Genomic DNA, 22,822 nt, shown 5'->3' with positions numbered 1-22,822 from the left:
TGAGGCCTAAATTGTTAAAGCGGATAACCAAATCACTGATGGTTGCCCGGCCAATATTTAAAGCCTGAGAGATTTGCCTGTCGCTTAGTCTGGCCTCAAATTTAAGACGGAATATATCCAGATAAGTTTGCATATCTGTCCTTACCATTTTCTTTTTACGTGTCATGACTACTCCGGCAAACAGTTAAAAAACTGTTATGCCAAAGTCCGTAAAACGAAGGAAGAACAAACTGGCCGGACGATACCGAAACAGGTGGCCGGATAAGGCCGAAATCAGTGGCCGGATGATACCGAAATGGGTGGCCGACTCATGCCGAAATCGCTGGCCGGATCATCCCGAAATACGCATGCGTTAGTCTCAAAAAAAGAAATTAAAACCAGCGTAGCAAAATTTACAAAACTACAGGTAAATAATCCGCGAAGTATTGTCTTGCCTTGGTTAGCCAGCTTAGTGAATGTTAGTAAAGTTATTTAAATTCAGCACCTTGAGCATTAAAAACCATGTGGCCTGATCTTTGCTGTTGTCTTAGCATTTCTGTATTCATCTTAAACAGCGCTTACCCATGAGATTATCTAACAGTGTAAAAATCATGCTGGCTGTGGTTTTAGTATTACTAGCAGTAAGAGTAGCCCTACCACATGCGATGGTATGGTATGTCAATTCGCTGCTGGAAAAGCAGGAAGGTATTAGCGGCCAGGTGCGGGATATTGATTTGGCGCTTTGGCGTGGTGGTTATGTTATTAAGCAGATAGAAATTAATCAGCTGAACGACAAAGGCGAGCTGCCGCTGTTTTCAGCCGAGCGCATTGATATCCGGCTGTCGTGGGCTGCGCTGGCCGATGGTGAAATAGTTAGCACTATGGCATTTCACCAGCCGGTTATTATGGCGCTGGACAGGGCCGGCCAGGAAGATATTACCGAGGATGCGGTACTGGACGAGCGCACCTGGATTGGCCTGGCAAATAACCTGACCCCTTTTTCTATTGATAAGTTATCTATTCACGATGGCAGAATCGAATTTAATGCTATTGCCAAGGATCTGCTTGGTGAGCTTATTCTGAGCGATGTAGAGGGAGAGATTGTTAACCTGCACAATGATGCGCAGTCAGAACTGCTAACTGAAGTCGATTTTAGCGGTACAGTCGCCAGACAGACTCCCTTTATCATTAAAGGTAAATTTAATCCTAATGCAAAGTTACCGATGTTTGATATCAATATGAAAATGGACAGATTACCGACTGCCGAAACCGCCAACATTATTAAGATATATGCTCCTTTTGATGTAGAAGCCGGCGAGTTTGAACTGGCAACTGAGCTGGCCAGCGATAAAGGCCGGCTAAATGGCTATGTTAAATTTGGTATTTACAACCTGAAAATTTTCTCCTGGAAAGAAGACGTGGTAAAAGATGTGATAGAAGGCGACGAGAACCCATTGCAGATATTTGTTGAAGGTATTTCTGCCATGCTCGCTACCCTGCTGGAAAACAGCAAACAAAACCTGATCGCGACCCGTATCCCCATCAGCGGTGATTTCAGCGAACCGGATATCTCCAGGTTAAAAGCCTTGGCCGGGCTGCTTCGAAATGCTTTTATCGAAGCTTACAAATTAAATCTTGAAGATATTATTGATTTTTCGTCCGTGGCTGAAAAGGAACAAGAAACTGAAAAAAACTAAAATAAACTGCTGGCTACATTATGTGTCAGGGTATTTACACTGGAGTTCTGTATGAAGACAGCCACCGTTATTACTGCTTTTTTTCTATTTACTCTTAGTGGTTGTGCCAGTAAGCCTGCGCCACCTGATATAACAACGGCCGAAATAGCGCAACAAGCAACCGACCCTGCGGCAGAATCAGCGGCAGCCGCAGACCCCCTAACCGCTACAGAACAACTTAGCAGCGGTAAAACCACCACTATTAAAACCTCGCAGGGCGATATTGAAATCCAGCCTACGGTGGTAGACATGGCCAGCCGTGACGATCCCGAAACGCCGGAAGACGAAGCGGCAGAGCAGCAGTACAATGATCCGCTGGAAGGCTGGAACCGCGCTATGTTTAGTTTTAACCATGTCGCCTATTCTTATGCACTTATTCCGCTGGTTAAAGGTTACGAATATGTATTACCGGATGTGGTACGCAGCAAAATAGGCAATGCTTTTAGTAATATCCGCGAGCCACTGAGCCTGCTTAACAACCTTGCCGCCGGCGAAGTAAAAGATGCCGGTACTAATCTTGGCCGCTTTTTAATTAACAGCACCGTGGGTATTCTTGGCTTATTTGACCCCGCCACAGCCTGGTTTGATTTGCCACCGGCGAAGCAATCACTGGCCGATACTCTGGCCGGTTATAATGTTAGCCCCGGCCCCTATCTGGTACTGCCAATACTGGGACAGAATAATGTGCGCGGATCTACATCTGTGGTAAGCGGCGTGTTGCTTGACCCGCTGCGGCAAATAACCTCGCCGCCTGATACCTATTATCTGCAGGGTGTTGACGCCGTTGACACTTTTTCTGATCGCGCCAGAGTATATGAAAAGCTGTATCAGCAGGCCGATGACCCTTACCTGTATTTTCGTAACCAGTTTTTACAGGGAGTAAAGCGCGATGACGCCTTCAACAAACAGCCTGAATAGCACCGGTTTTAGTATGTGGCTGGCACAATGTATTGTGCAGGCACGCTTTGTTATATTGCTGTTGTTTGTCTTCCTGCTTGCTGCAGCCGCATTTTTTGTCCAGCAGTTTCGTATTGACGCCTCAGCCGAAACGCTGCTGGTAAAAAACAACGCGCTGTATATTAAAACCCAGCAGGCGAATCAGCGTTTTTCGCCGGATGAGTTTATTCTGGTGGCGTATAAACCACGCAACGGCGAATTGTTCAGTAACGCTACCTTTGCCGATTTAACTGCACTGAGCGAGCAATACAGCAAGCTGGAGCGGGTACAAAGCGTTACCTCTATGCTTAATGTACCGCTGATTACCGATGCATCAGCGCTGACCACAGACGTTGATGTATCTGCGCTTACCTGGCAGAAGCAACAATACTCACCGGCACAGATGCAACAGCTGCTCCGTGACCACCCTATTTTTACTGATCTGCTGCTAAATACCGCCCAAACCGCGGCGGCAATTCAGATTGTGTTTAAACCGGATACGCAGCTAACAGCGCTGGAAAGCGATATGCTGGCAATTGAACGCCACACGCTGCAACGTGAACTCAGTGCGGAAGAACAAACGGCACTGGCCGAATTACAGGTAAAAGCAGATCCGTTACGCCAGGCCCTGGTGACACAGCGCCAGCATGAAATTGCGCAGATAGAGCAAATTAACCAACAGGTGCAGCAACGCGCCCAAACCTTTACCGGTGGTGGCTATGTGGTAGCGCAGCATTTGGTGGATATTATCAGCAGTGACTTAACGGTGTTTGGCAGCGCCATCGCTGGCATTATCGCCCTGCTGTTACTGGTGCTTTACCGTAGCATACGCTGGGTGGTGTTTCCGGTATTGGCCTGCGCAGCAAGCGTTTGGCTTACGCTTGGCCTGTTTGCCGTGCTGGATATAAGGGCCACGGTTATTTCGGCCAATTTTATTGCACTACAGCTTATTTTAACGCTGGCAGTGATGATCCATCTCATCGGCGCTTACCGCGATATCGCCCGTAACAATGCCACAGCCACCCAGCACCAGCGCGTGGCGATGACATTACAACAAAAACTGGCACCGTGCTTTTATGCCACAGTCACCACTTCTGTCGGTTTTGGCTCGTTAATCTTCAGTGGTATTCAGCCGGTGGTTGATTTTGGTTTTATGATGTTAATTGCAATGCTGATCACCATGAGTGTCAGCCTGCTGCTGTTTCCTGCCCTGCTTAGCCTGCTGAAAAGCAAAGCAGAAACCGCCGACTACGCCATACTCAGCACCAGCTTGCAAGCTATCCGCCGCTTGGTACAGCGGGCACCTTTACGCACTGTTGTTGCCTGCCTACTGCTGTTTGCGCTGCTGCTACCCGGCTTAGCGCGGCTGAATGTGGAAAACAGCTTTATTAATTATTTTGCCACCGATACCCAGGTGTACCAGGAACTTAAGTTTATTGATCAGGAGTTTGGTGGCTCTACGCCATTGGATATTGTCATTACCCTTGACCCGGCAAAAACCAAGCCGGATTTACTGCTAAGTGCCGAGCAGTTTAATCAGCTGCATGTAGCGCACGCCGTGGTGGCAGAGTTTGCCGCTACCGGTAATGTTACCTCGCTGGTTAACTTTACCACCCTGGCTACCCAGCTTAACGATGGCAAACCACTAACAGAGTATGAATTAAATTCTATTTACCAGTTGCTGGATCAGCAAGTCGTTAATCAGCTGGTGGGGGCTTATCTGACTGAAGATCCGCTGCAGGTACGCATTTCTACCCGCATTCAGGACACCACAGAGGGGCTGAACCGCGAGCTGCTGATGCAACAGCTGAATCAGGATTTACAATCGGTTGGCCTAAAAGCCGCAGATTACAGCCTTACCAACCTGTTTGTGTTGTATCAGGATATTTTATCGCGGTTGTTTGATTCGCAAATAATGACTTTAGGCCTGGTTTACCTTGGCATGGCGGTTATTTTGCTGCTGATCTTCCGCTCATTAAAAATTGCGCTGATAGCACTGGTACCCAATGTGTGCACCACGCTTGGTATTTTAGGCCTTATTGGCTGGCTGGGCATTCCACTGGACATTATGACCATTACCATCGCCGCTATTGCTATGGGTATCGCTATTGACGACACCATTCACTTTGTTCACAGCTATTTGCAGGCACCTGGCGATATGGCACTGAAAAACGCCTTTGCCCATACCGGCATGGCAATGTTGTTTACCTCGGTGGTTATTGCGGCCGGTTTTGCTGTGTTTGGTTTTTCCAGCTTTTTACCCAGTGTTTATTTTGGCTTGCTGACAGCAGCGGCGATGATAATGGCGCTGGCAGCCGATTTAACCATATTGCCGGCCCTGCTTAGCCGTTTTGTTAAACCCACAACGAAAGCTGCATAACGCGAAAAGCCAGCAAAAGCCGGCTTTTCGTTGCACCAACGCGGTTATACGCTAACGTGTAAACGCACGTCGATATTACCGCGGGTAGCGTTTGAATACGGACAAACATGGTGCGCTTTTTCTACCAGTTGCTGCGCAGCAGCTTTGTCCATACCAGGCAGGCTTATAAACAAATCAACATCCAGACCAAAGCCACCTTCAATTTTACCAATACCCACTTCAGCACGCAGGCTCACATCGGCAGGCAGTGTTTGCTTGCTCTGGCCAGCAACAAACTTCATTGCACCGATAAAGCAGGCAGAATAACCGGCAGCAAATAACTGCTCAGGGTTGGTTGCCCCGCCGCCGCCGCCTAATTCTTTTGGTGCGGCCAGTTTAACTTCTAATAAACCATCGCTTGATTTAGCGGCGCCATCACGGCCGCCAGTTGACGTTACTACTGCTTTATAAAGAATATCCATCGTTATTTCCTCAGTTAGGGTTAGTTGCCGTTAGCGAACACCTGCATAATAGAACCAATTAATCTTGCATGCAAGATATTTGTATATAATTTTTTTGCCTCAAATATAATTACTAAAGCTATAAGGCTGCCAGCTAAGTTTGGTACACTTGGCTAAAATTGCCGGATTAATACAGATGAATAAAACTTTGCCACTGGAACAGCAACTGTGCTTTGCGCTTTATAGCGCCTCTAATGCTGTGGTGCGGCTGTACCGGCCATTATTGCAGCCCTTTGATCTGACCTACCCGCAGTATGTGGTAATGCTGGCTTTATGGCAGCAAGACAATATCAGCCTGGGTGAACTGGGTAGCAAAACGCTGTTTGATTCAGGCACCCTAACGCCGCTGGTAAAAAAGCTTGAACAAAAAGGCTGGCTAAAACGTATGCCATCTTCTGTTGATGAGCGGGTAAAACATGTTGTGCTGACCAGCAGCGGCAAAGCTCTGGAAACGGCTGTAGCAGGCGTAATGCCTGCATTGCGCTGTCAAATATCGCTGACCGATGAGCGGTTAATCCAGTTAAGAGCCTTAGCACGACAAGTTCAGTCGGATATTCAACAACTTGAACGTTGTTCCGCTGGCGAATAGCCATATACTTCAGCCGGTTAGTACATGCTCAAGATGAACCCCGGCTGAATTACATTTAATAACATTAGTTAAATAACAATATTTTTTTACTTTCGTTAAATCATAATCTTAGTTCCAATTGGCTGATTTACTTTAGAAAAGTACCGATCTGGCATTTGACGCAACCCCGAATCAACTGCATAGTAAATCCGGCCTTAGTGCCCTGCAATGGAATTGTCAGCATTTATACCGCACGGAAAGCTAATTTCACGCGCAATTACGACAACTATAAAATCAGATAATGCGCAGACAATGACTTTTTGGGGCATCAATATGAGTTCTCTGGCAGCAGTTGCAGATACTGCTTTTTCACCATCAGCAAACACATTAGCAGCATCTTTTAGCTGTACCTCGTTGTACAGCCCTTTGTCGCATTTTCCCGACTTTTATCAGGCTCGGGTAGCAAGTGTACAAGAGCAGCGCAATGAAACCTTCCGCTTACGCCATAAGGTATATTGCGAAGAACTACGTTACGAACCGCTACGGCCGAATAAACTGGAATATGATCAATTTGATCACCGGTCGATCCACTGTGCCATTAAACACACTGATTCTCATACTTTGGCAGGCACCGTACGGTTGATTACGTCAGCAGCACCAGAGCAACAGCTACCGGTAGAATGTTATTTTGCTAACAGCTTTACCAATGCAGCATTAGCGCCAGCTAATTTCCCGCGGCGTAATATCTGTGAAATATCACGCCTTGCGGTGCCAAAAGATATTCGCCACAGCCAGATTATTGAAGCAACGGATGAGTATGCCGGTTTAACCAGTGTACAGGGCCAATGCCGCAAGCTGGTATCTGTGGCGCTGTATTTGCTGGCAACATTGATGTGTGTCCGTGACGAGCGTTACCACGCTTATGTGATGATTGAACCTTCACTGGCCAGAATACTAAAAAGAGTAGGTATTCATTTTGTGCAGATTGCCGAAGCGATAGACTTTAACGGCAAACGTGCGCCCTACTACCTTGATATGCGCACCACCAAAGCCACGCTGAAATCTGACTACCTTAAGCTGCGTAATGCCCTTGATGAACAGTTATTTGAACAGAATGACGAGTATTTTCATGCTGTCCGGCCGCAGTTGGCTTATCGCTGACATCTGTTAAAATGCCGGCCTGACTCTGCGCACGGGTACCTGACAGTAGTATGGATTCACTAACACAACTTGCATTGGGTGCTGCCGTTGCAGCCACGGTAATGGGCAAAACGCCGGGCTCACGGCTGAAAACCGTACTCACCGGCGCGGTATTGGGCACTTTGCCTGATTTAGATGTGGTGATTGATTATGGCGATGTCGTCAGCAATATGGTGTTGCACCGTACGGAAAGCCACGCTGTTTTTTACCAGACCTTAGTATCACCTGTGCTCGCCTGGCTGGCAGCGCTCTTATGCCAGCAGCGGCAATATTACTGGCGCTGGCTGCTGGCAACCTGGCTTATTCTGTTAACCCACACTGCCATAGACGCGATGACAGTATATGGTACCCAGTTCGGTTTACCCTTTACCAATACTCCTTTTGCCGTTGGCAGCATCTTTATTATTGATCCCCTGTATACCCTGCCACTGCTGCTGGGGCTGGGATACTACCTGCTAAGTAAACCGCGCGGCCTGGCAGTCAATGGTGGGGCATTGGTGGTTTCCAGTGCTTATATGTTGTGGTCTGTGGCGGCACAGCAACATGTCAGTAATGTTGCGCAACATAGCCTGTATCAGCAGCAGCTGGATTATCAGCAAATGCTGGTGACACCTGCGCCTTTGACCACTCTATTGTGGCGCATAGTTGTCATAACCGAGCAAGGTTACGCTGAGGGGTTTTATTCTTTGCTCGACACCACCCCAGAGATTAGCTTTACGCATGTAATACGGGATCACTCGCTTAAACAGCAATATGCCGGGCTTAAACCGGTGCAACAATTACACTGGTTCAGCCGGGGGTTTTATACTGTGCAGCAACAAGGTGACACACTGCTGCTAACCGATCTGCGTATGGGGCAGGAAGGCAGTTATGCCTTTGAGTTTGTGGTAGACCTGCAAAACAACGCCCCCGTGCATCAGTTACCGATGCGTCGTGATATGACAGTGGCATTGCCGTGGCTATGGCAACGCATGTGGGGACAGCAGTTGCCCTCACCTTACTTACCAGTTAACCAATAATCTGATAACCAGACCAATCGGGCCGCATAGGTTGGCTTTGCCCGCTACTGTGCAGGTGAATATGTAGCCCCTGCAGCTGCTCCAGCGCAAAGTAGTCGTCCAGTTGCAGTAAATCATCTTTGTGCTGGCTGTCGGCATCGGTTAACAGTTGTTGTTTTGCTTTGGCCTTAGCTTCTGCTGCTGAAGTCGCAACGCAAAGCATAAAGTCATGCTGTTCGGCAATTTTATCCGGGTAATAACCACCAAAGTTAACAAAGTACAGTTTGTTACTGCCGGGCTGTGGCTCGTTGTGCAAGCTGACGCTGTAGCCGTCAATATGGTTAATTTGCATATAGCTATCAATATGCAGGCCCTTCACTGTGCCAAACCACTGCTGGCATAACAGGCTGTAGGTGTCTTCAATACGCTGCGCTGCGACAAAGCGCACATCATGTAATTCAATATTGGCCCCAGGCGCTGTGCCACCTATATACACCAAAAACAGCTGCATTGGTTTCTCCGGTTATAATAAAAAACGCAGTATAACGGCAGGCTGATATTGCTACCAGTGCCGCCGCTGTGTCAGATTAATGATGTTTGAAAACGCTATGTCAGCCAGACAGAACAGTGCAGTTACGGCCCGAACTTTTGGCGCGGTATAACGCCTGATCGGCTTTGTCGATAACTAAATCGGCATGCTCCTGCGTGGCAGCACAAATGCCGGCACTAAAACTACAGAAAAACCGCTGCTCAGCGGCGGTAAAAGGTAAAGCGGCAAACAACTCCCTAACCTGCTCTATCAGGGTAAAAGCCCGCTCGACACTGCAATCAGGCAGCACCAGTAAAAACTCTTCACCGCCATAACGCCCTACCAGATCGGTTTTGCGTAGTTGTTGTTTTAGCAGGTTAGCTAAATTGGCTATCACCTGATCACCAATTAAATGGCCGTAGTTATCGTTAACCTTTTTAAAGTGATCAATGTCCAGCATTACCACACTGACTGGCTGGCTGCTGCGCACAGCGCGCAACATCTCCAGAGCCAGCCGCTCTTTAATATGAGCATGCTGCAACAGGCCGGTAAGGCTGTCACGCGTCATAATATCAGCCAGTTGCCTGGCCCGTTGCGCCCGGGCAAATACCGCAACCAGCAAGGCGGTGTCGGTAATAGGTTTGGTAATAAAATCATCGCCTGCTTTAATCAGCGCCGCCAGTTGCTGCTCGCCGTCGGTTTCAGACGATAAATAAATAATCGGCACTCCCAGCCAGGCTTGCTGCAACCGCACCAGTTGCGCCAGCTCCGGGCCAGAGCAAAATGGCATATTCACATCCAGTAAAATAACATCCGGGTGGAACTGCTTAAGAGACTCAAAAATCAGCGCTGGCTCTGACAATACCTCTACCAGCAAGCCCCCCTGGCGCAATACCAGGGCATAATGTTCTGCCAGCAGTTGGTCATCATCTACCAGCATTACCCGAAACGGTTCACGCTCGTTGCGCGATAGCTGCTGCCGTAAACGGGCTTCCAGTTCAGTGGTATTCAGAGGTTTTACAAAATAGCCGATAGCCCCCACCCGTATTGCTTTTAAATAGCTGTCAAAGTCGCTCTGATGGCTTAGTAACAGTAGCGGAATAGCTGAACTTTGCTTCGCCTGTAAATCGGCAATGCGCTGCAGGCATTGCCCGGGCGTCTGGTGCATATCCAGATCAACAATTAATACTTCGGGCGGCTTATGGGCTATTGCCTGCGCTATGTCATCCACCCTGCTGAAATGACGGTAACTGTAGCCAAAAATATCCAACATAGTGCTGATTTGCTCTGTCAGGGCAGGCTCATCACATAACAGATAAACACCGGCCCGCTCTGCTGCCGCCACCTCTACCGTGACCGGCGCCGTAGGATACTCTGCCACTGCCGTTGGCAGCTTAAGCTGTTGGATATCATCAATCAGGCGCTGTTGTTCTGTCGTAGCTACGACAACGCCGGGCACCAGCCAGGGTTTTAGTTGCAGCTCACATTGCCGGGCCTGCTCACCCAGCTCAGGTAAGCCGAAAGTGCCGGCAGAGCCTGCCAGAGTATGCAGTTTGGCAGATAAATCCTGCACCTGATCATGCCAGGCCAGATCAGACAACTGATACAGCAGCATCGCGCCTTGCTGTAACAGAGGCAGCTCTTGCCCCAGCCGCATCACATAGGTATGGCGCAACTGCGCAAGCTGCTGCTCTAAATCTATTTTTGACTCTGTCATGCTACCCTGGTCACTACGCTGCTTAGTAAATTTAATGCCGGTTTCGCTACGATCCTGTGCCCGGCACTGCACAGGCCTCTACAACATCAAGTTAATGAAAAATCTGCTGTAAATTTAGCGCATAACCATTAAAGATGCTATACATTGGTGCTAAGGCATAACAGGTTGTCGCACCGTCCGAAGCCGATACGGAGAGCTCAGCGTAGTAATGCAAATTGAACTACAGCATATTCTGGCCCAAATCAGTCGTAATCCGAATATCGACAAAGGCGATTTATCTGCAACTAACAGCTTGATTCTAGAGGCTATTACTAAAGGGCTGGCTGTTGATCGGGCCAGTATCTGGCTATTATCGGACGATCATCAACTTATGCACTGCGCCTATCAGCTGGATGGTACGCAGCACAGCACACCGGACCTAACCCTAAGCCGGCAAGATTTTCCCAGTTATTTCAATGCGTTGGATGAGCAGCGTAATATTGTTGCTACCGATGCACATCATCACCCGCAAACAGCTGAATTTTCCGATATCTACCTGTCACCTTCTGGTATTTGCTCTGTGCTGGATACGCCTATCCGCCATCACGGCGTTATGGTAGGTATTATTTGTATCGAGCATCGCCAGGTTAAACAATGGCAAACAGACGAAATTGTCTTTGCCGGCTTTTTGGCCGATATTTATGGCCGGGCACTAAGCGCATCAGAGCGCATGCGTTATCAGTGCGAGCTAGAGCAGCTAAACAGTGGCTTAGAGCAAATTATCAGCCAGCGTACGCAAGAGCTGACCCAGTCGCTGGAACAACTGCAGCACACCCAGCACCGGTTAATTGAAGTAGAAAAAATGGCCAGCCTTGGCCGCTTAGTGGCCGGTATCGCCCACGAAATAAACACGCCGCTGGGCGTTGCCGTTACCGCCATCAGCCATGCCGAGGTAACATTACTGGAACTGGAACAGCTGTTTCTGGCCGGCCAGCTTAGCCGGCAAAAATTCAGCCAGAGTGGCGCTGCAATTAAGCACAGCATTGCTATGGTAAATACTAACCTGCAGCGCACTGTTGATCTGGTAAACAGCTTTAAACAAACTGCAGCAGCCAGCACGGATCAGCAAGCCGAATGGTTAGTATTAAGCCAGTTTATTCCCAAAGTACTGTGCAGTGTCGATTCACTGCTAAAACAGCATCAGGTTAGTGTACAACTGGAGTTGCCGGCAACATTAAAAATTCACAGTTTTGCCAGCCCGCTGGCAACGATACTGACCCGGCTGATAGAAAATGCCTGCCAGCATGCCTTTGATAACCAGCCCTCGCGCCGGATTGAGATCCGTGCCAGCCAGAACGCTTACAGCTGGCAACTGGATATAGCCGATAACGGCCGGGGTATGAATGCAGACGAACTGGCCCACGCTTTTGAACCATTTTTTACTACACGCCGCCACACCGGAGCCAAAGGCCTCGGCATGACGCTGGTGTTTAATCTGGTTACCCACCTGTTGCAGGGAGATGTCAGCCTGCACAATACTGATACAGGCTGTGTGGTAACCCTGCGCTGTCCGCTTAGCCTTAGCACTCCAACCTGAGCATTACAATCTGATTGTCAGGCCATCAGCCAGCGCTTTGCGGTAAGCCAAAACCCCGGGTATCGTTGCCAATACGGCCGACAACAGCAGAATAGCTCCTGCCCAGTATAAGCTGGTCAGCTGGACAATTTGCAGGCTGATAAATAAACCAAAATCAGCAGCCAGTTTATCCTGCAGCAGGTACAAACTGATAAATAATAAGGCTGCAGCAGATAACATCGACAACAGCGTTACCAGTAATACCTCAAGCTGAATAAGCACAAACAAATACCAGGGGTGCGCCCCGGCAGCGCGTAAGATGGCCATTTCGCGTTGCCGCTCTTTCATTGATGCCAGTAAAGTTGTAATCATTCCCACCAGTGCCGCCAGCAGCACCAGCAAACTTATCAGCAACAATAAATTTTCTACCATACCCAGCATTTGCCACAGTTCAGCTAATGCTACACCGGGCAATATGGCGGTTAACGGTTCATTCTTAAACTCGTTAATCTGCCGCTGCAGGGTAAAAGTAGCCATCCGCGATTTTAACCCCACCATAAAAGCGGTAATAGATTTAGGTGTTAAATCGTGCGCCAGTGTCTGTTCACTGCTTAGCTGTCTGCCGGGCATTGGCGCACCCTGCTGCCAGTCCAGGTGAATGGCCTCGATCGCTTCAAGGCTGACATGCACAGTTTGATCTACCGGCGTACCGGTGCGCGCCAGAATACCCACCACGGTAAAGGGCTTGTCTTTATGCTGGCTGAAACTTACCGCACCAACCCCATGCGACAGTTCAATTTGCTCGCCCAGCTTATAACCCAGCTTTTGCGCCACTTCAGCCCCAAGTACCGTGTCAAATACCTGCTCAAAAGGTTTGCCCTGCGCCAGCACCAGGGGCTGGCTGTTGGCATAGCGGTAATGGCTGAAATAATCGGTATTGGTGCCCATTACCCGGTACCCCCGGTGCGAATCGCCCAATGATATCGGAATAGCCCAGTCTATTTGCGGGTGTTTAATAATACGCTGATAACTGGGCCAGCTGATATTTGCCGTAGCATTGCCAATACGAAATACCGAGTACAGCAATAAGTTTAGCTGGCCGGAGCGGGCGCCAACAATCAGATCTGTGCCCGACACTGTGCTGGTAAAGCTGCTTTTTGCCTCTGTGCGCAAGTGATCAATGCCCAGCAGCAAAGCAATACTTATGGTTAGTGATAACCAGGTCATCAGCACTGTACCGCGGCGGTTCCATAAACTTAACCGGGCTAATTTCATCAGCATGGCTGTACTCCTGTGGCTAACTGCTGCATATCCAGCTGATAATGAAAATACTGCGTCAGGCTTTGATCATGGCTGACAAAAATCACGGTGCAGCCATTGGCATCGGCTTCAGCCAGCATGACCCGCATAAAGGCGTCACGGTTATCGCTGTCCAGTGCTGACGTGGGCTCATCGGCAATCAGCAAGGTAGGTTTGGGCAGCAAAGCCCGGGCAATTGCCACCCGTTGTTGCTGGCCAACGCTGAGGTTAGTAGCCGGTTTATGCCATAAATCCTGTTGTAAACCTAAGCGTTGCAACAACGTTTTTGCCCGGTTTACCGAGTCAGTTTTATTTTGGCCGGCGAAATGGCTGCTTAGCAGGGTGTTATCCAGCACCGATAAATAAGGAATAAGATTGAGCTGCTGAAATACCACACCAATATGCTTTGCCCGCAGGCTGTCCCTCGCACTGCTGGATAATTGATGCAGTGGCTGGCCATTAACATACAGCTCGCCACTGACCGGGCGGGTAATACCACAAAGTAAATTTAATAAGGTGGTTTTGCCGCTGCCAGAAACACCGCGCACAAATAAATGCTGGCCACAGTGTAATGTCAGCCCGGGTAAGTTTAATTGCCAGCCGCCACTTTGGTAATAAAACTGCAGCTGTTTGAGATCAATAGCGGGAATTTTCGGCTTGTCGGTCACAGGCGCCCTCGGTGTCATGTTATGATGTTGGCGTTTTTTGTCATTATGCCAACTTAGGGAGGCGAGCTCCAATGCTACGGACGTTATCTGTTGCGTTATACCTGACACTGGTCGCATGTTTTACTGCCGGGCTCAGTGCCAGTGAAGTCAAAACCATTGAATGGACTGACTTAATGCCGGAAGAAGATTTAAAGCTGTTACTGGAAATGCCCGAAGTGCAGCATGATTACAGCCAGCCGTCGCCGTTTGACGACGATTATCAGGGTGATGATCCCACCGCAAAGCAATGGCAGCAAATTCTTAAATCTGCCAAGGTGCGCTCTGAGTTTAATAATACCAAAGTGCGGGTACCGGGCTTTATTGTGCCACTGGAGTTTGACAGTGCCCAAAACGTGACCAGTTTCTTTTTAGTGCCTTATTTTGGCGCCTGCATCCATGTACCGCCACCGCCACCAAACCAGATTATCTATGTAACCGGGGCGAAAAATTTAAAAGCCGATATGATCTACTCACCTTTTTGGATCAGCGGTACCTTAACCACTGAAACCATGACCCATGATCTGGGGCAGGCCGCTTACAGCCTGAAAGTAGATAAAGTAGAAGAATATACCTACTAAAAAAACGGCAGCTCAGGCTGCCGTTGTCATTTTATGCTTACTGAAAACGTACCGTACTGCTACTGAGCGCTGCCTGTGATGCACCCTGCTGGCCATTAATAATCCACTGAATATCCATATACTCCAGTGCCGGCAGCAGTTCGAAAATACGCAGTTTCAGTTCATTTAACCGCGCCGGACGCTGGCATAACAGCTGGTAGTTGGCGTAAAAATCAGCATGGCCTTCATTTGCCTGCGGCTCGGTTAAATCCGTGCTGGCTTCAGCCATAGCCAGTTCGCAGTTGGCGTCATTGTTAAAACTAAACCAGTCGCCCTGGTTAAACACCGCAATGGCCGCTGCAACTTCCTGCTTTTGCTCCGCAGTGCTGGGTTTGTGTTCAAAGCCCACGATGCTTTGCGCGGCCGATTGAAATGCCAGTTGCATTTCGTTGCCTTCCAGCACCAGTGTTAATACCGCATGGCCATGCACATGAGCACCCAAGGCTACCAACTCCTCGTCATGCTCATGGCCGTCGTGTTTATCTGCGCCATGCTGATGGTCGTGTTTGTGTTCAGCACCGCCGTGTTCATGCGCTACTACAGTGGTACTTAATGCCATTAAGCTGCAAACAAGCAGGCTGGCAACTAAAGAAAGCTTCATAGCATCGTTCCTGTTTTAATCTAAGTTATGTGACAATATAACATAAAGAACTTTCTGTACACCAGATGCTGATCTTGCGCGCCGGGCACAGCGTAAAGGCACTATTGTTGTCGTAATATAACCCGGTTATGGCCAGACTTATTGTAATTTTAGATGACCAGCTAAGCCCCGCGCTGCCGAGTCTGCAAAACGCTGCAGCTGATGATGTACTGCTGCTGGCAGAAGTAGCGGCAGAAGCCAGCTATGTACAACATCACAAACACAAAATTATTCTGATTTTCAGCGCCATGCGCCATTTTGCCGCCGTGCTGCAACAGCAAGGTTATCAGCTTTGTTATATCCATTACGACAGCCAAAGCCAGATAAAGTGCATTACTGATGCCGTGCAGCATGCTCTGACACAGTACCCGCATTTGCAAAGCATAGTTATAACCCAATGTGGTGAATACCGCCTGCAGCAGGAAATCAACAACTGGCAGCAGCGGTTTTCTTTGCCACTGCAAATACTCTCTGATGATCGCTTTATCTGTGATTTGCCCCGTTTTACGCGCTGGGCCCAGGGTAAAAAGCAGCTGCGCATGGAATACTTTTACCGTGAAATGCGCCGCTATACCGGCTTACTGATGCAAGGCGATACACCAGAAGGCGGTAAATGGAACTATGATACCGATAACCGTAAAGCCTGCCCGCACGATTTACAGCAAATTCCGCCGCTGCACTTTGCCCCCGACGATATTACCGCAGAAGTCATAGCGCTGGTTAATCAGCATTTTGCTGCCAATATGGGCTCTGCTGATAACTTCAGCTATGCCGTTACCGGTAAAGACGCAAGGCGTGCCTTTTTACATTTTGTGCAGCAACAACTAGCGCAGTTTGGCGATTATCAGGATGCCATGCTGCTGGATCAACCGTTTTTGTTTCATAGCATTTGCTCTGTATATGTAAATTGCGGCCTGCTGGATGTACGCTGGATGTGCAACAAAGTGCAGCAGGCTTACCAACAGGGCCTGGTGCCGCTTAATGCCGCAGAAGGTTTTATCCGCCAGCTAATTGGCTGGCGCGAATATGTGCGGGGCCTGTACTGGCTACTTATGCCGGATTACAAACAATACAACGGGTTGAACGCTGAACGCCCTCTGCCCGGGTTTTATTGGCATGGCAACACACAGATGCGCTGTATGCAGCAGGCCGTAAAAAGCACTATTGACCATGCTTACTCGCACCATATTCACCGTTTAATGATTACCGGTAATTTTGCCCTGCTGGCCGGTTTGTCGGTTAAGCAGGTTACCGACTGGTATCTGGCCGTTTATGCCGATGCCTACGAATGGGTAGAATTACCCAACACTCTGGGTATGGTGTTATTCGCCGATGGTGGGGTACTGGCATCTAAGCCTTATGCTGCCAGCGGTGCTTATATCAACCGGATGAGTAATTACTGCAAAAACTGTGCTTATAACGTTAAACATACTACTGAAGCGGATGCCTGCCCGTTTAATGCACTGTACTGGGATTTTCTTCACCGGCATCAACAGCAATTTGGTGCCAATCCGCGCCTGGCACTGGCTTTTGCCAACTGGCAAAAACGCAGCGACAGTGATAAAGCTGCCATTCTGGCCAAAGCTGCCAATACCTTAAATCGTCTGGAACAGCTATGAGTATCAGCCTGCTGCTAAACGCTATACCACCAGCGCGGCCATGAACACTTTGGTGTGGTTTAAACGCGATTTACGCATTGATGATCATCAGCCGCTGTATCAGGCGGCTAAAGCAGGTGCTGTGCTGCCGGTTTACATTATTGAGCCGGATTATTGGCAACAAAGCGACGTATCGCTGCGCCACTGGCAATTTATCGCCCCGGCACTGCAGCAACTTAACCAACAATTAACTGCACTTGGCCAACCTTTGCTAATAGTGAAAGGCCCGGCAACAATAGTGCTGCGCCAGCTCTGCCAGCAATTTGCCATTAGCCGCGTGTGCAGCCATGAAGAAACCGGCAACCTCTGGACTTATCAGCGCGATCTGGCCGTAGCACGGCTATTACACGAGCTGAATATTCCCTGGCAGCAGTACCGGCAGTTTGCCGTATTTCGTAAGCTGAATAACCGGGATAACTGGTTTACTCTGGCCGATAGCTGGTTAAAATCACCGCCGGTTGCCAGCGTAACAGCACTGCCATTTTTAACTACCGTACAATGGAACCTGACAGAACTTGCACTGAGCCGTAAAACTGATTTACCGCTTTGCTCTACCGTGCAAGATGCAACTGCAGCAAAACACACTTTTGACAGCTTTATCAGCGCACGCTGTTTATCTTACCGCCAACATATTTCACTGCCGGCAAAAGCGATACACAGTTGCTCCAGGCTCAGCCCTTATATCAGCTACGGCCAGCTTAGCCTGCGGCAGTTACAACAACACAGCTTTATGGCGCTAAAGCACAGCACAGAACAACGCAAACAGCAGGGCTTACAGGCGTTTTTCAGCCGGTTGCGCTGGCATTGCCACTTTATGCAAAAACTGGAAGATGAACCTGCCATTGAGTTTTTTAATATGCACCGTGGTTTTGACGGTTTGCGTGAGAACGATTTTAACCCTGTGCTGTTTCAGGCCTGGCAAAACGGCCAAACCGGTTACCCGCTGATCGATGCCGCTATGCGCAGTTTGCTGGCAACCGGCTGGCTGCATTTTCGTGCCCGCGCCATGTTAGTGGCTTTTGCCAGCTACCACTTGTGGCTGCACTGGCGGCCGCTGGCATTGCATCTGGCCCAGTGTTTTATTGATTATGAGCCGGGTATTCATTACCCCCAGATACAAATGCAGGCCGGCACCACCGGGATAAACCCAAACCGGATGTATAACCCGGTAAAACAAAGCCAGCAAAAAGACGCCGACGGCCGCTTTATCCGCCAGTGGTTGCCAGAGCTGCATCAGGTGCCGGATAGCTGGCTACATACGCCCTGGCTTATGCCTGCGGCACTGCAACTACGTTATAGTTGTGTTATAGGACGGGATTATCCGGCACCAATAGTCGATTTGCAGCAGGCACAACAACAAGCCAGAGCACGGCTAAGCCAGTGGTTGCAGCAACACAACAAACCAGACTGGCAACAGCTAAAACAAGCCGTGTTTGTACGCCATGCCAGCCGTAAACGGCCTGCAACGCAAAAAAAGCTAGCTTGCCGGGATCAGCTTAGCTTCGACTGGTAGTACGTTTTGATTGCTGGTTAGTGCTTATCCGGCCGCAATGTCTGCGGCGGTTGCTGCTCCAGCCACTGTACTGTCTGCCAGATAGCCTGCATGGCCATATCCAGAAATGCCGGCTCAATACGCTGCCAGGTATCTTGCACCGTATGATAATACGCATGCTCCTGACCACCGAAAAATAAATAGGGAATACCGGCACGGTGAAAGGGGCCGTGATCACTGGCATCAGGCCAGTTGTACCGCGAATTATCACGCGCCATACGGCCAGGGCCGCGGTGATGTAAAAACTGCAGATGACTAAAATTGCTATCTAGTTGCGATACCAGCGCCGGATAGCGCCTGGCACCGGTCAGGTATAGCTTGCCACGCCGATCAGGCTGGCTGATCATATCCAGATTCAGGTTCATTACTATGCGGTTAAGTGGTACAGGCGGTGCAGCGATAAAGGCTTTGCTGCCATACAAACCTGTTTCTTCAGCATCAGTGGCGAGAAAAATATAAGAATACAGCGGGCAAGAATGCTTTAGCCTGGCAGCCAGTTCCAGCATAGCAGCAACACCGGAAGCGTTATCGTCGGCACCATGGAAAACCTTTCTGCCGTGCAGGCCGAGATGATCATAATGTGCAGTAACAACAATATAGTGATTCGGGTAAGTACACCCCCGACGTAAGCCCAGCATATTAATACCGGTTTTTTCAGGCCAGGATGAATATACAAAAGCTTGCTGATAGCTGTTATTAAAACTGTCCAATCGCAAATAAACAAAACGCTCAGAAATCAGTTCGCGGGTAAGAGCGGCACCTGCAGAGCCGCTCTTACGCCCCTGCATATCTGTTGCGCTTAACTGCTGAATATCTGTCAATAACGTTGCACTGCATACAAAACTGCATTGCAAGCCAAGCAACAGAATGGACGAAGCTATGAGCTTAGATCGCATCCTCATCTTCTTCGCCAGTACGAATACGTACTACACGTTCAACATCAAACACAAAAATCTTGCCATCGCCGATCCGGCCGGTTTGCGCTGTCTTCATAATAGCTTCAACACAGCGTTCAACCTGATCGTCGGTAACCACAATATCCAGTTTTACTTTAGGCAAAAAATCGACCATATACTCTGCACCGCGATACAGCTCTGTATGGCCCTTTTGCCGGCCAAAACCTTTAACTTCAGTAACTGTCATGCCGGTAATACTGATATCTGCCAAGGCTTCACGCACGTCATCCAGCTTAAAAGGTTTAATAATGGCTTCAATTTTTTTCATCACAATTTCCGTCAGTTAAGCATCGGTGGTATTGGCAGTATAATACAAGGCCGGATGCTGTTCAGCAGTTAATCACTAAGAATCACTTGATCTGCTAAGGGTAAAACACGATAAGATAAGCAGGTATTTTCAGCAGAGGCCTAAATAGTATGAATGCAGCACAGATTATTGCCGAAATGCGGGTGTTACCGCAGATAGATCCGCAATTTGAGATCCGCCGCCGGGTCGATTTTATTAAGCAACGTCTTAGCGCTTCAGGCATGAAATCACTGGTACTGGGCATTAGCGGTGGTATCGACTCGACCACTTGTGGCCGTTTAGCCCAGTTGGCTATAGATGAGCTGAACAAAACCGGTAGTGGTTATCAGTTTATTGCTGTACGTCTGCCATATGCCACGCAAAAAGATGAAGCTGAAGCGCAGATGGCGGTTAATTTTATTCAACCAAGCAAAGCGTTAACAGTAAATGTGCAACCGGGTGCTGATGCCATTCATCAGGCAACCTGGAGTGCCATGGCCGCTGATGGCCTGGCTAGTGCCAGTGAAGCTCAGGCCGACTTTGCCAGAGGTAATGTAAAAGCGCGTACCCGTATGGTTATTCAATATCATATTGCAGCGCTGCTGGGAGGCTTAGTGCTGGGTACTGATCATTCAGCGGAAAACATTACCGGTTTTTATACCAAATGGGGCGATGGCGCCTGCGATTTAGCGCCGCTGTTTGGTTTAAGCAAACGCCAGGTACGCTTAGTAGGCAAAACTCTCGGGGCGCCAGACATATTGGTAGAAAAAACCCCTACTGCCGATTTGGAATGTATGGCGCCACAAAAAGCAGATGAAGCAGCGCTGGGCTTAACCTACGAGCAAATAGATGACTTTCTGGAAGGCAAAGCCGTAGCGGCAGATGTGAGTGAAAAGCTGATTGGCATTTATCTGAAAACACAGCATAAGCGTCAGCCGATCCCAACCATTTACGATTAGCATCAATTATTTTACATTAAAGCAATATATGCTACGCTTTTTGCAGGAGAATTACTGCAAGGAGCGTTCTATGCCATCAACAACAAGCAGAGGCTTTAGCTTACCAGAGCTAATGATAACGCTGGCCATTCTGATCATTTTTGCCACTGTTGCAATACCGGCCATGGCTGAGTTTATTGACCGCCAGCGCGCTACTGCTTATGTGCGTCAGTTTAGCCAGCACCTGGCTTTTGCCCGGGTTGCAGCCACCAGCAGTAACCTGCCGGTACAACTATGCCCAGCTATCGAGGGTAAATGCGAAGCACAGTGGCAAACTGCGCCGGTACAGTTATCCCTGCTTTATCCTGATACCAACGAACGTACCTTATTGCGGGAAATACCGGCAATTGATCCACGACATAAACTGATCTATAACCGCGAAGCCATAACGTTTCGCCGGGATGGTAGTTTAAATGGTTTTGAAAACGGTACTTTCTACTATTGCCCGCAGCAAAGTTATCAGTGGCATTATCGGCTTACCGTTAATCAGGCCGGTCGTAACCGCTTAACAGAGATAGCTGCGCCTTGCCCGGCCTGACTAATTCCAGCAAACCAGTGCTTGTGGCTCCTGGCCGTTACGCTGCCCGTGGTGGTTCAATGTAAACAACGGGCATTCGCTATCAGCCTGTTGCAGCCCCTGTGCCTGTGCTATCAGCTCGAATTCCTGCTGTGCTGCAGACAGGTTAACTTTAAACTGATAACGCTCTGATACCTTAGCACCCAGTACTGCTAAATCTGCCGAATACACACCATAGTCGGCTAAATGCTGCTCTTGCGCGTTTGCCAGTTGCAACAACTGCGATATTGCCTCTGCGCGATAGCTGCGCAGCACATACTGCTGATAAGACGGGTAACATATCGCCGCCAGAATGCCCACTATAACCACTGCTATTAATAACTCGATTAAACTAAAACCTGGCTTAACCGTTCGCATTTAGTGCCCACCCTGCTCTGTCTGGAAGGTTGCCAGCCTGCTGATACGGGGAAACTGATCAGCCGTTAATGCGGTAACACAATTGGCACAATCCGGCGTGATTGCCAGCAAATCAGCCTGCACTCTGTGCTGTTGCTGCTCGTTGTGCAAGCTTAACTCAAGCTCACCCTGCAGGTTTTTCTGCAACACCAGCTGGCCCCGCTCTAATGCTGCTATCTGCCAGTGTCTTCTGGCATAAACTGCCCCGGCATGATGCAAATGTAATGCATGGATCTGCAGTTCGGTATTTTCTGCCAGGCTGCAGTCTGGCCGCACCGCAGCTACCTGGACAGAGCTCAGGTAAACTACCCCGGCATAAACCTGCGGCACTGCGGTAATACGTTTATTCATCTGAACATACCAGCCAGCACCCTGCTGTATCTGCTGCCACAGCTGCTCGGCAATACCAGAACCTGCCTCAGCATCACTCAGATAAGTTCTGTCTGTCAGATCGCTGAGTTGTATAACAGCGCGCTGCTGAGGCAGATGTTTGACTACCAGCAGGCTGTCACCTCCCGCCGCCATACTGGCAATGATCAGCAACATTGTCTGACGCTGTAACGGGCCAGCGCCAACGGGCGCTAAGGTATGTACAAGTTGTAACGGTTGGCGAAACTCAGCCGCAATAGCGCTAAAATCAGCCAGCAGTTCAGGCTCAGCAAAACCACTGCGGGTGAGCGGGATAAACCACAGACGGCCGCTGGTATCAATGGTATAGACAGCATCAGCTATACCATCATAGTTTTGGTCCAATACTACCGGCTGCGCTTTAATACTACTGATTTGGCCTGTTTCAGTTGGCCAGTTTGTCAGTTGATCCAGCAACACTAAACTGTCAGCGCTGTGCATCTTAAGTACGCCTTCAGCATCTGGTATATCTAGCTGAATATTATTACTCAGGCTGATTTTTCTTGGCGGGCCATCATCTAACAATGACGGTAAAGTTGCAGGAACGGCCGTAGGATCGTTTAGATCACAGCTGTAGCCGAAAACGCTGACAACAGAAAATATAATACAGATAAACCTGTGCTTTAGCAT

The 22,822-nt window shown here is 48.9% G+C and carries 22 protein-coding genes; 12 read left to right on the top strand and 10 right to left on the bottom strand.

Annotated features, from left to right (window positions below; all coding sequences use genetic code 11):
• Nucleotides 1-563 precede the first annotated feature (563 nt).
• Genes BLW68_RS02530 through BLW68_RS02520 form a run of 3 tightly spaced genes read left to right on the top strand, consistent with a single transcriptional unit; the run spans nucleotide 564 to nucleotide 5,031 of the window.
• A complete protein-coding gene (locus BLW68_RS02530) occupies nucleotides 564-1,676 on the top strand; it encodes a DUF748 domain-containing protein (protein WP_092789843.1) in 1,113 nt (370 codons plus the stop codon).
• 51 nt (nucleotides 1,677-1,727) lie between these two features.
• Complete coding sequence (locus tag BLW68_RS02525) at nucleotides 1,728-2,633, top strand: MlaA family lipoprotein (protein ID WP_092789840.1); 906 nt, start codon at nucleotides 1,728-1,730, stop codon at nucleotides 2,631-2,633.
• A complete protein-coding gene (locus BLW68_RS02520) occupies nucleotides 2,605-5,031 on the top strand; it encodes an efflux RND transporter permease subunit (RefSeq protein ID WP_092789838.1) in 2,427 nt (808 codons plus the stop codon). The genes BLW68_RS02525 and BLW68_RS02520 overlap by 29 nt, the downstream gene beginning before the upstream one ends.
• Before the next feature lie 44 nt (nucleotides 5,032-5,075).
• Here BLW68_RS02520 and BLW68_RS02515 read toward each other — a convergent pair whose 3' ends face one another.
• Nucleotides 5,076-5,492, bottom strand: a complete 417-nt coding sequence (locus tag BLW68_RS02515; protein WP_092789834.1) for an organic hydroperoxide resistance protein — start codon at nucleotides 5,490-5,492, stop codon at nucleotides 5,076-5,078.
• Between the two features lie 175 nt (nucleotides 5,493-5,667).
• Here BLW68_RS02515 and BLW68_RS02510 point away from each other — a divergent pair, with 175 nt between their 5' ends.
• The 3 genes from BLW68_RS02510 (at nucleotide 5,668) to BLW68_RS02500 (ending at nucleotide 8,318) form a co-directional block, all read left to right on the top strand.
• Nucleotides 5,668-6,120, top strand: coding sequence for a MarR family winged helix-turn-helix transcriptional regulator (locus tag BLW68_RS02510; protein WP_092789831.1), 453 nt, complete (start codon nucleotides 5,668-5,670; stop codon nucleotides 6,118-6,120).
• A gap of 312 nt (nucleotides 6,121-6,432) precedes the next feature.
• The gene (locus tag BLW68_RS02505; RefSeq protein ID WP_177172132.1) at nucleotides 6,433-7,260 is read left to right on the top strand and encodes a PEP-CTERM/exosortase system-associated acyltransferase; all 828 of its coding nucleotides are present in this window, start codon (nucleotides 6,433-6,435) and stop codon (nucleotides 7,258-7,260) included.
• Between the two features lie 50 nt (nucleotides 7,261-7,310).
• Complete coding sequence (locus BLW68_RS02500) at nucleotides 7,311-8,318, top strand: metal-dependent hydrolase (RefSeq protein WP_092789825.1); 1,008 nt, start codon at nucleotides 7,311-7,313, stop codon at nucleotides 8,316-8,318.
• On the opposite strand, the gene BLW68_RS02495 is transcribed toward BLW68_RS02500, so the two are convergent.
• Both BLW68_RS02495 and BLW68_RS02490 read right to left on the bottom strand, forming a co-directional pair.
• Nucleotides 8,308-8,808, bottom strand: a complete 501-nt coding sequence (locus BLW68_RS02495) for a DUF1543 domain-containing protein (protein ID WP_092789823.1) — start codon at nucleotides 8,806-8,808, stop codon at nucleotides 8,308-8,310. The two genes, BLW68_RS02500 and BLW68_RS02495, sit on opposite strands and share 11 nt — an antisense overlap.
• Before the next feature lie 100 nt (nucleotides 8,809-8,908).
• The gene (locus BLW68_RS02490; protein ID WP_092789912.1) at nucleotides 8,909-10,543 is read right to left on the bottom strand and encodes a diguanylate cyclase domain-containing protein; all 1,635 of its coding nucleotides are present in this window, start codon (nucleotides 10,541-10,543) and stop codon (nucleotides 8,909-8,911) included.
• Between the two features lie 208 nt (nucleotides 10,544-10,751).
• Here BLW68_RS02490 and BLW68_RS02485 point away from each other — a divergent pair, with 208 nt between their 5' ends.
• Entirely contained in the window at nucleotides 10,752-12,119 is a 1,368-nt protein-coding gene (locus BLW68_RS02485) for an ATP-binding protein (protein WP_092789821.1), read from the top strand.
• 3 nt (nucleotides 12,120-12,122) lie between these two features.
• On the opposite strand, the gene BLW68_RS02480 is transcribed toward BLW68_RS02485, so the two are convergent.
• Both BLW68_RS02480 and BLW68_RS02475 read right to left on the bottom strand, forming a co-directional pair.
• Complete coding sequence (locus tag BLW68_RS02480) at nucleotides 12,123-13,379, bottom strand: ABC transporter permease (protein WP_092789819.1); 1,257 nt, start codon at nucleotides 13,377-13,379, stop codon at nucleotides 12,123-12,125.
• Nucleotides 13,373-14,083: an ABC transporter ATP-binding protein gene (locus BLW68_RS02475; RefSeq protein WP_218141277.1), complete on the bottom strand. Its 711-nt coding sequence runs from the start codon at nucleotides 14,081-14,083 to the stop codon at nucleotides 13,373-13,375. The genes BLW68_RS02480 and BLW68_RS02475 overlap by 7 nt, the downstream gene beginning before the upstream one ends.
• Before the next feature lie 53 nt (nucleotides 14,084-14,136).
• Here BLW68_RS02475 and BLW68_RS02470 point away from each other — a divergent pair, with 53 nt between their 5' ends.
• Nucleotides 14,137-14,682: a DUF3299 domain-containing protein gene (locus BLW68_RS02470; RefSeq protein WP_092789815.1), complete on the top strand. Its 546-nt coding sequence runs from the start codon at nucleotides 14,137-14,139 to the stop codon at nucleotides 14,680-14,682.
• A 37-nt stretch (nucleotides 14,683-14,719) separates the two neighbouring features.
• Here BLW68_RS02470 and BLW68_RS02465 read toward each other — a convergent pair whose 3' ends face one another.
• Entirely contained in the window at nucleotides 14,720-15,322 is a 603-nt protein-coding gene (locus BLW68_RS02465) for a ZrgA family zinc uptake protein (protein ID WP_092789812.1), read from the bottom strand.
• 128 nt (nucleotides 15,323-15,450) lie between these two features.
• Between BLW68_RS02465 and BLW68_RS02460 the strand changes: the two genes are divergently transcribed.
• Nucleotides 15,451-16,980, top strand: a complete 1,530-nt coding sequence (locus BLW68_RS02460; RefSeq protein ID WP_092789810.1) for a cryptochrome/photolyase family protein — start codon at nucleotides 15,451-15,453, stop codon at nucleotides 16,978-16,980.
• A gap of 40 nt (nucleotides 16,981-17,020) precedes the next feature.
• On the top strand, nucleotides 17,021-18,532 hold the full coding sequence (locus BLW68_RS02455) for an FAD-binding domain-containing protein (RefSeq protein WP_092789808.1): 1,512 nt from the start codon (nucleotides 17,021-17,023) through the stop codon (nucleotides 18,530-18,532).
• A gap of 17 nt (nucleotides 18,533-18,549) precedes the next feature.
• On the opposite strand, the gene BLW68_RS02450 is transcribed toward BLW68_RS02455, so the two are convergent.
• Both BLW68_RS02450 and glnB read right to left on the bottom strand, forming a co-directional pair.
• Nucleotides 18,550-19,467, bottom strand: a complete 918-nt coding sequence (locus BLW68_RS02450; RefSeq protein ID WP_177172131.1) for a M28 family peptidase — start codon at nucleotides 19,465-19,467, stop codon at nucleotides 18,550-18,552.
• On the bottom strand, nucleotides 19,457-19,795 hold the full coding sequence (gene glnB, locus BLW68_RS02445; protein ID WP_068228692.1) for a nitrogen regulatory protein P-II: 339 nt from the start codon (nucleotides 19,793-19,795) through the stop codon (nucleotides 19,457-19,459). The genes BLW68_RS02450 and glnB overlap by 11 nt, the downstream gene beginning before the upstream one ends.
• 149 nt (nucleotides 19,796-19,944) lie before the next feature.
• Here glnB and nadE point away from each other — a divergent pair, with 149 nt between their 5' ends.
• Together nadE and BLW68_RS02435 are read left to right on the top strand one after the other, a co-directional pair.
• A complete protein-coding gene (gene nadE / locus BLW68_RS02440; RefSeq protein WP_092789803.1) occupies nucleotides 19,945-20,772 on the top strand; it encodes an ammonia-dependent NAD(+) synthetase in 828 nt (275 codons plus the stop codon).
• Between the two features lie 70 nt (nucleotides 20,773-20,842).
• Nucleotides 20,843-21,349: a GspH/FimT family pseudopilin gene (locus BLW68_RS02435; protein ID WP_177172130.1), complete on the top strand. Its 507-nt coding sequence runs from the start codon at nucleotides 20,843-20,845 to the stop codon at nucleotides 21,347-21,349.
• On the opposite strand, the gene BLW68_RS02430 is transcribed toward BLW68_RS02435, so the two are convergent.
• Both BLW68_RS02430 and BLW68_RS02425 read right to left on the bottom strand, forming a co-directional pair.
• Nucleotides 21,350-21,745, bottom strand: a complete 396-nt coding sequence (locus BLW68_RS02430; protein ID WP_092789799.1) for a type IV pilin protein — start codon at nucleotides 21,743-21,745, stop codon at nucleotides 21,350-21,352.
• Complete coding sequence (locus BLW68_RS02425; protein ID WP_092789796.1) at nucleotides 21,746-22,822, bottom strand: hypothetical protein; 1,077 nt, start codon at nucleotides 22,820-22,822, stop codon at nucleotides 21,746-21,748. It lies immediately after the preceding gene.

This window comes from Rheinheimera pacifica, from assembly GCF_900108485.1.
GTDB classification, from domain to species: Bacteria; Pseudomonadota; Gammaproteobacteria; order Enterobacterales; family Alteromonadaceae; genus Alishewanella; species Alishewanella pacifica.
Note: the sequence above shows the minus strand (reverse complement) of the source record. Positions and strands in the feature narration are given on the sequence as shown.